This is a genomic window from Adlercreutzia equolifaciens (assembly GCF_029076695.1).
Classification (GTDB): domain Bacteria; phylum Actinomycetota; class Coriobacteriia; order Coriobacteriales; family Eggerthellaceae; genus Adlercreutzia; species Adlercreutzia equolifaciens_A.
Window position 1 is genome coordinate 1 of sequence record NZ_JARFIK010000035.1, and the last position, 452, is coordinate 452.

Annotated in this window: 1 protein-coding gene; it reads left to right on the forward strand. The window is 67.0% G+C overall.

Going from position 1 to position 452, the window contains the following annotated elements; genetic code table 11:
* Nucleotides 1–452 (forward strand): NAD-dependent epimerase/dehydratase family protein (locus PZH32_RS11325; protein ID WP_275208359.1); only part of this gene is annotated, 452 nt, incomplete at both ends.

A 452-nucleotide genomic window follows, 5' to 3' on the forward strand; every position in this document is an offset into this window, starting at 1 on the left:
GGCGCCACGGTGCTGGTGACCGGCGCCACGGGATTGGTGGGCTCCGCTTGCGTGCGGGCGCTTATGGAGCGCAATCGCGCCTTCGATGCCGGCCAGCTCGTTATGGCCATGGTGCGCAACGTAGAGAAGGCCCAGGCGGTGCTCGCGGGCTATGGTCCCGAGGACGGTCTGGTGCTGGTGGTGGCCGAGGTGGAAACCGCGGCGACCGACGCCTGTGCGGCCGACTACGTCATCCACGCCGCCTGCCCCACGGCCTCGGCCTTCTTCATGGTGCACCCCGTGGAAACGGCCCGGGCCATTGTGGGCGGTACGGTGAACATGTTGGAGAACGCCCGTCTGGCCGGTGCCAAATCCTTCGTCTACGTGTCAAGCATGGAAGTGTACGGTGACGGCAACGAGCAGCCCGGTTTGGACGCGCTGCTCGACGAGCATGCCGTGGGCTACTGCGATCC